Origin of the sequence: Nocardia wallacei (assembly GCF_029868745.1) — a bacterium.
GTDB classification, from domain to species: domain Bacteria; phylum Actinomycetota; class Actinomycetes; order Mycobacteriales; family Mycobacteriaceae; genus Nocardia; species Nocardia wallacei_B.
In genome coordinates, this window is record NZ_JARWOP010000236.1 from 1 (window position 1) to 6,904 (window position 6,904).

Below are 6,904 nucleotides of genomic sequence, written 5' to 3' on the forward strand. Positions count from 1 at the left end.
GCGCGCGCCTGGGGGCGGCGCACGACCCTGGCGGGCGCCTGGCGGGGCCGCGCCCCGTCGCCTACTACGGGGCCGGCGCGGGTGACCCGGCGGGCGCCCTCGAGCCGCGGCCCCGGGGGGCCGACGACCGTGGTTGTCGTGCTGGTGGTGGCCGTTTCCGTAGAACTCATCGGGCGGCTCGCTGACTGCGTCGACCGGCTTCGCCGGGCAACGGTGTGGTCGAAAACATCCGGCTCATCCTCTTGTTCGCCTCGGATACGGACGGAGCGCCTGCTGAGCATGTGTTTAGCATTAGCGTTCCCGCAGTGTCAATGTCATATATGTCGAATATGAGTATGACGCTAGAATATGATGAGAATAGCATTCTCGCCCAGGGTCGGGCGACGATCGCCGGGAGGTCACCGTGCGCGAACTCGCCGCGGAGCTGCTGCGCTGGCACGCCGCGAATACCGTCTATGCCCTCGCCACCATCGTCGGGGTGAGCGGCAGCGCGCCGCGTCCGCTGGGCGCGACGATGGCGGTGGACGAGGCGGGCAACGTCCGGGGCAGCCTGTCGGGCGGTTGTGTCGAAGGCGCGGTCTACGAACTGTGCCAGGAGGTCCTGGCCACGGGCGCCCCCGCCCGCCGCACCTTCGGCTTCAGCGCCGACGACGCCTTCGCCGTCGGCCTCACCTGCGGCGGCGAATTGGACGTCTTCGTCCACCGCGTCACCCCCGAGTCGTACCCGGCGATCGAGGCCGCCCTGGACATCGAGCACGCCGCGGCCATCGTGCGGGACTTGGACACCGGGGCGATCACGACCCTGCGGTTCCGTGTGGGCGCGAGTGCGGAAACGGAAACCCACGGCACAGGGCAGTTGGTGGTCGGTGCTGCGGGAGAGGCGGTGGGCGGTGTGGGAGAGGAAGGCCGTGCTGTGGGAGTCGGCTGGGGTGGGGTTGGGGAGATCGTCGGGGCGGCAATGGATTCTGCGGTGGTGCGGGTGGGCTGGGCGATGCTGGAAAGCGGGGGGAGTGGGGTGCGGGTGGTCGGGTGTGCGGATCGGGAGCGGACCGTGTTTGTCGACTCCTTCGCGCCGCCGCCGCGGATGATCGTGTTCGGCGCTACGGATTTCGCTGTCGCGCTGTGCCGGGTGGGGAAGTTGCTCGGGTATCGGGTGACGGTGTGTGAGGCGCGGCCCGCCTTCGCCGACCGGGCGCGGCTGCCCGACGCCGACGAGGTGGTGCGGGACTGGCCGCATCGCTATCTCGCCCGGACGCCGGTCGATGCGCGGACAGTGCTCTGCGTCCTCACCCATGACCCGAAATTCGATATTCCCGTGCTGAGTACCGCGCTGCGGCTGCCGGTGGCCTATGTGGGGGCGATGGGTTCGCGCCGGGCCGATCGGGAACGCCGGGCGCAGCTGCGTGCCGCCGGGGTCACCGAAAGCCAACTGGCCCTACTGCATTCGCCGATCGGCCTGGAACTCGGCGGGCAGACCCCGGAGGAGACGGCGGTGGCCATCGGCGCGGAGATCGTGGCCGTCCGGCGCGGCGGGTCCGCGCGCCCGTTGTCCGCGACCGAACGGCCCATCCACCCGGAAGACGCCCCCCATGCGCCCCGCCGCCTCGCCGCGGGATGACGCCTCCGGGTCAGTCCAGGAACAGGTCGCGCGTGGGGTTCTCGCCGCCGCCGTACCGGGTGAAGTCGGCGATCCCCGCGTAGCGCGACAAGGCGTCGACGTCGAGGAAGCAGTCACCGGTGACCCGCTTGGCCGGCTGCGTGACGATCGCGACCGCGGCATCGGCCATGATCTCGGGGCTGCGGGCGGAGGCGAGCTGCTGCTCGCCGTCGCGCAGGTTGGCGACCGCCGAGGTGGCGATGTAGGTCTCCGGCCACAGGCAGTTGAAAGCTATTCCGGCATCGGCGAATTCGGCCGCCCAGCCCTGCGAGAGCAACGTCATCCCGTACTTGGACAGGGTGTAGGCCGGATGCGCGCCGAGCCAGCGCGGTTTCAGGTTCACCGGCGGCGCGATGGTCAGCACGTGCGGGTTCGCCGAATCGCGCAGGTGCGGCAGGCACGCCTGGGTGAGGAGGAAGGTGCCGCGCAGGTTGATGTCCTGCATCAGGTCGAACTTCTTGGGCGACAGCCGCTCGGTGGGCTCGGTGGCGATGGCGCTGGCGTTGTTCACGCACACGTCGACCCCGCCGAAGCGCTCCACCGCGGTGTCCACCAGTCGCCGCACATCGGCCTCGTTGCGGACATCGCCGACCACCGCGGCCGCCCGGCCGCCCGCGGCCTCCACCTCCGCGGCGGCGGTGTGCACGGTGCCGGGCAGCCGCGGATGCGGCTCGGCGGTCTTGGCGAGCAGGACGATATTCGCGCCCCGCCGGGCCGCGGCGAGCGCGATCGCCAGGCCGATACCGCGGCTGGCGCCGGATATCACCATCGTGCGATCGGTGAGCGGCTGTTGCTGGTCGGACATGGCACTCCTCGGGGCCGGAACCTGCCTTGAGCAGGCGTTCGCGCCAAACGGTATTGGCATTCTCCATTTACGGAAGTAGCATATTCGATGATGGACAACCAAGTGCACACCTCGTCCGGCATCCCGCTGGATCCGGTCTACGGGCCGGACGATCGGCGCGGCGACCCGCCCGCCCCGGGTGCCTATCCCTTCACGCGCGGCAACTTCGCGACCGGATACCGGGGACGGCTGTGGACGTTCCGCCAGTACTCCGGTTTCGGAACGGCGGAGGAGTCCAACCAGCGCTACCGGTACCTGCTCGAGCAGGGCGGCACCGGCCTGTCGGTGGCGCTGGACCTGCCCACCCAATGTGGCTACGACTCCGATGATCCCGAGGTGAGCGAGGAGGTCGGCCGCGTCGGCGTCGCCGTCGACACGCTCGCCGACGCCGAGGTGCTGTTCGACGGCATCCCGCTGGACAAGATCAGCACCAGCTTCACCATCAACGGCACCGCCGCGATTCTGCTGGCGTTCTACGTGGCCGCCGCGGAGAAGAAGGGCGTGCCGCGGGCGAAGCTCACCGGAACGATCCAGAACGACATCCTCAAGGAGTACGCCTCCCGCGGCACCTGGATCTGGCCGCCGGAGCCGTCGCTGCGGCTGATCGCCGACACCATCGAGTTCTGCGCGGCCGAGGTGCCGCGGTTCAACGCGATCTCGGTGGCGGGCGCGCACTTCCGCGACGCGGGCGCGAATGCCGTGCAGGAGATGGCATTCACCCTCGCCGACGGAGTCACCTACTGCGACACCGTGATCGCGCGCGGCCGGATGACGATCGACCAGTTCGCCCCGCAGATCTCGTTCTTCTTCTACACCCACGGCGACTTCTTCGAGGAGGTCGCGAAATACCGTGCGGGACGGCGTCGCTGGGCCACCATCGTGCGCGAGCGCTACGGCGCCGACACCGACAAGGCGTCGATGTTCCGGTTCGGCTGCGTCGCCGGTGGCGCGTCGCTGTATGCCCCGCAGGCGCAGAACAATCTGGTGCGGGTGGCCTACGAGGCGCTGGCCGCGGTGCTCGGCGGCGTGCAGTCGATGTTCACCGCCGCGTGGGACGAGCCGTTCGCGCTGCCCAGCGAGGAGTCGGCGACGCTGGCGCTGCGCACCCAGCAGATCCTCGCCTACGAGACCGGGGTGACCCGGGTGGCCGATCCGCTCGGCGGCTCCTACTTCGTGGAGAGCCTCACCGACGCCACCGAGGCCAAGATCATCGAGATCATGCACGACCTGGAGCAGCACGGCGGCATGGTGCGCTGCATCGAGGACGGATACCTGCAGAGCCTGATCGCGGACGAGGCGTACCGGCTGCATCAGGCGGTCGAATCCGGCGAGCACCCGGTGGTCGGGGTGAACCGATTCGTCTCCGATGAGCCGGCGCCCGATATCGGCACCTACGAATTGGACGCGGACGGCCGGGAGCGGCAGCTGAAACGCCTGGCCCGGGTGAAGGCGGAACGCGATTCCGCGGCGGTGCGCACGGCGCTCGCCGACCTGTCGCGGGCCGCGGAGGGAGACGACAATCTGATGCATCATCTGGTCGACTGCGCCAACGCCTACTGCACGGTCGGTGAGATCACCGCGGCGCTGAAATCGGTGTGGGGCGAATTCCAGCAGCCGGTGGTGTTCTGATGACGGCGCCCGCCCGCGTGCTCGTCGCCAAGCCCGGACTCGACGGGCACGACCGCGGCGCCAAGATCGTCGCCCGCACCCTGCGCGACGCCGGATTCGAGGTGGTGTACACCGGGATTCGGCAGCGCGTGGAGGACATCGTGTCGATCGCGTTGCAGGAGGACGTGGCCGTGGTGGGCCTGAGCATCCTCTCCGGCGCGCACCTCGCGCTGACCAAACGAGTGGTGGACGCGCTGCGCGCCGCCGGCGCCGGTGATATCGCGGTCGTCGTGGGCGGCACCATCCCGCAGGCCGATGTGCCGAAGCTGCTGGAATGCGGTGCGGCCGCGGTGTTTCCGACGAGCACCCCGCTGGAGACGCTCGTCAGCGAGATCCGTGCGCTGACCGGAAGCGCCGCGCAGTGAGCGGGCGCGATCCGGCGCGTGGCCGGAACCCTCACCCACGCAAGCAGCTTCGCGGCCGGGCGCCGCGCGCTGACCGCCACCGCGCCGCCGTGACCGGGCGCGACACGTATTCACGCAGTCTGGAGGACACGTGCGCATCGGAGTGATGATCGGACCGGAGAAGGGGGACTCCGCGCGCAAGCTGGAGCGGATGCTCCGCGATATCGAGTGGGCCGAGTCCGCGGGACTGTCGACGGCGTGGATCCCGCAGATCCCCACCGACTTCGACGCCTTGATCACCATCGCCGCGATGGGGCTGCGCACCTCGCGCATCGAGCTGGGCACCGCGGTCGTGCCGTTGCAGGCGCAGCATCCGGTCGCGCTGGCGCGCCAGGCGCTCTCGGCGCAGGCGGCGGCCGGGGGACGGCTGGCGCTGGGCGTCGGGCCCTCGCACCACTGGATCATCCGCGGCATGCTGGGCCTGCCCTACGAGAAACCGGCCACCTACACCCGCGACTATCTCGAGGTGCTGCGCGCGGGGCTGACCGGCCCCGGTTCGGTGGACGTGGAGAACGAGACGTTCACGGTGCACAATCCGTTCGATCTCGGGCCGGTGGCTCCGGTGCCGGTGCTCGTGGCCGCACTCGGGCCGGTAATGCTGCGCATCGCGGGGGAGCAGGCCGACGGCACGGTGCTGTGGATGGCCGACGAGCGCGCGATCTCCGAGCACGTCGTCCCGAAGATCACCAAGGCGGCCGCCGACGCGGGCCGTTCCGCGCCGCGCGTGGTCGCCGGGTTGCCGGTGTGTCTGTGCGAGCCGGGGCGGGTGGACGAGGCGCGGGCACGCGCGAACCGGATTCTCGGCGAGGCCGAGGTGTCACCGAACTATCAACGACTGCTCGAGCAGGGCGACGCCCGCGACATCGGCGACCTGTGCCTGGCCGGTGACGAGGCCGAGATCGCGGCCGGGCTGCGGCGCTACGCCGACGCGGGCGCCACCGACATCTCGGTGCGGCTGCTGCCGATCGGCGACAACCGCGACGAACTCGTCGCGTCCAAGCAGCGCACGCGGGAGATGATCGCGGGCCTGGCCCGCGAAATGCGTTGAGCCGCAGGTTCAACCATGGCCGGGCGGCGCGCGGACGCCTCGCCGCATCCGGATGGCGGTGAAGGAGGAGCTGTGGGGTCGGACATGCCCGGAACGGATCGGGAGCGGCGCGGCGGGGCCGGTTCCGGCCCACTGGCCGGAGTGCGGATACTCGAGGTCGGCACCATGCTGGCCGGGCCGTACGCCACTATGATGCTCGCCGATCTGGGTGCGGAGGTCACCAAGCTGGAGCCGGCGGGTGGCGACATCTCCCGCAAGGTGAGCGACAGCTATTTCGCAAGCCTGAACCGGGGCAAGCGCAGCATCCGCCTGGAACTCGACAGCGAGCCGGGCCGGAAACGGCTGGGTGAGCTGGTGGCGGAATCGCATGCGCTGCTGGTGAATTTGAAGCCGTCGGCGATCCGGCGGCTGGGGCTCACCTACGACGCGCTCCGGCGGTACAACGAGCGGATCGTCTGTGTCGCCATCACCGGCTACGGGCTGCACGGCGGCGACGATCCGGCATTCGACTACGTGATCCAGGCGGCGGCCGGGATCGCCGCGCTCACCGGCGATCCGGCGGGGCCGCCGACGCTGCCGGGGTACTCGTCGGCGGACAACTCGACCGGATTGACCGCGGCGCTGGGCCTGCTCGCCCAGATCGTCTCGGGTCGCGGTGGGCAGATCGACGTCTCGCTGTACGAGGTGATGCTCTCGCAGCTGAACTATCACGCCGCCGCCTACCTCAACGACGGCAAGCGCCCGCAGCGCCGCCCCTTCGGCGCGCACTCGTATTATGTTCCCGCCCAGATCTTTCCGACCGCCGAGGGGCATCTGGCGCTGTTCGTCACGCACGACGGATTCTGGAAGAGTTTCGCCGCCGAGGCGGGCGTGGCGGGTTTCGAGCTGATGGCCGACCGGGTATCGCGCCGCGACGAGGTACTGGCCGCGGTCACCACCGCCTTGGCCGCCGACACCGCGACGGGCTGGGAAGCCCGCCTGCGCCCCCTCGGCATCCCCGCCGCCGCCGTCCGGGAACTACCCGACGCCCTCCACGCCAGCCCCGAGGCCGTCATCACCGCAGGCGAATACCGCTTGGTAGGCAACCCGATTCGCGTCGCGGGCTATGAGCCCGAGTACGGCCCGCCCCCACAGTTGGGTGAACACGGGGGCTGAGTTCCCAGCCCGCCTCATCATCCCGACGTTCCCAGCTTGTTCGTCATCCCGGCGTCCCCAGCCCGTCCGTCATCCCGGCATGCTTTTGGCCGGGATCCATCGCGCAGACGTGGATCCCGGCCAAAAGC

6 protein-coding genes are annotated in these 6,904 nt (G+C 70.2%); 5 read left to right on the forward strand and 1 reads right to left on the reverse strand.

Going from position 1 to position 6,904, the window contains the following annotated elements; all coding sequences use genetic code 11:
* The first annotated feature begins 403 nt into the window (after positions 1–403).
* Complete coding sequence (locus tag QH470_RS20620) at positions 404–1,618, forward strand: XdhC family protein (RefSeq protein WP_280274039.1); 1,215 nt, start codon at positions 404–406, stop codon at positions 1,616–1,618.
* Positions 1,619–1,628: 10 nt separating this feature from the next.
* Here QH470_RS20620 and QH470_RS20625 read toward each other — a convergent pair whose 3' ends face one another.
* Positions 1,629–2,462 (reverse strand): SDR family oxidoreductase, encoded by an 834-nt coding sequence (locus QH470_RS20625; RefSeq protein WP_280274040.1) that lies wholly within the window; start codon positions 2,460–2,462, stop codon positions 1,629–1,631.
* A gap of 90 nt (positions 2,463–2,552) precedes the next feature.
* Here QH470_RS20625 and QH470_RS20630 point away from each other — a divergent pair, with 90 nt between their 5' ends.
* From QH470_RS20630 to QH470_RS20645, 4 genes are all read left to right on the forward strand, one after another.
* Positions 2,553–4,130, forward strand: a complete 1,578-nt coding sequence (locus QH470_RS20630) for a methylmalonyl-CoA mutase family protein (protein WP_280274043.1) — start codon at positions 2,553–2,555, stop codon at positions 4,128–4,130.
* On the forward strand, positions 4,130–4,534 hold the full coding sequence (locus QH470_RS20635) for a cobalamin B12-binding domain-containing protein (protein ID WP_280274041.1): 405 nt from the start codon (positions 4,130–4,132) through the stop codon (positions 4,532–4,534). Before QH470_RS20630 ends, QH470_RS20635 begins: the two co-directional genes overlap by 1 nt.
* A gap of 130 nt (positions 4,535–4,664) precedes the next feature.
* Positions 4,665–5,621, forward strand: a complete 957-nt coding sequence (locus QH470_RS20640; protein ID WP_280274042.1) for an LLM class F420-dependent oxidoreductase — start codon at positions 4,665–4,667, stop codon at positions 5,619–5,621.
* An 84-nt stretch (positions 5,622–5,705) separates the two neighbouring features.
* Complete coding sequence (locus QH470_RS20645; RefSeq protein ID WP_280274044.1) at positions 5,706–6,776, forward strand: CaiB/BaiF CoA transferase family protein; 1,071 nt, start codon at positions 5,706–5,708, stop codon at positions 6,774–6,776.
* The last annotated feature ends 128 nt before the right edge of the window (positions 6,777–6,904 follow it).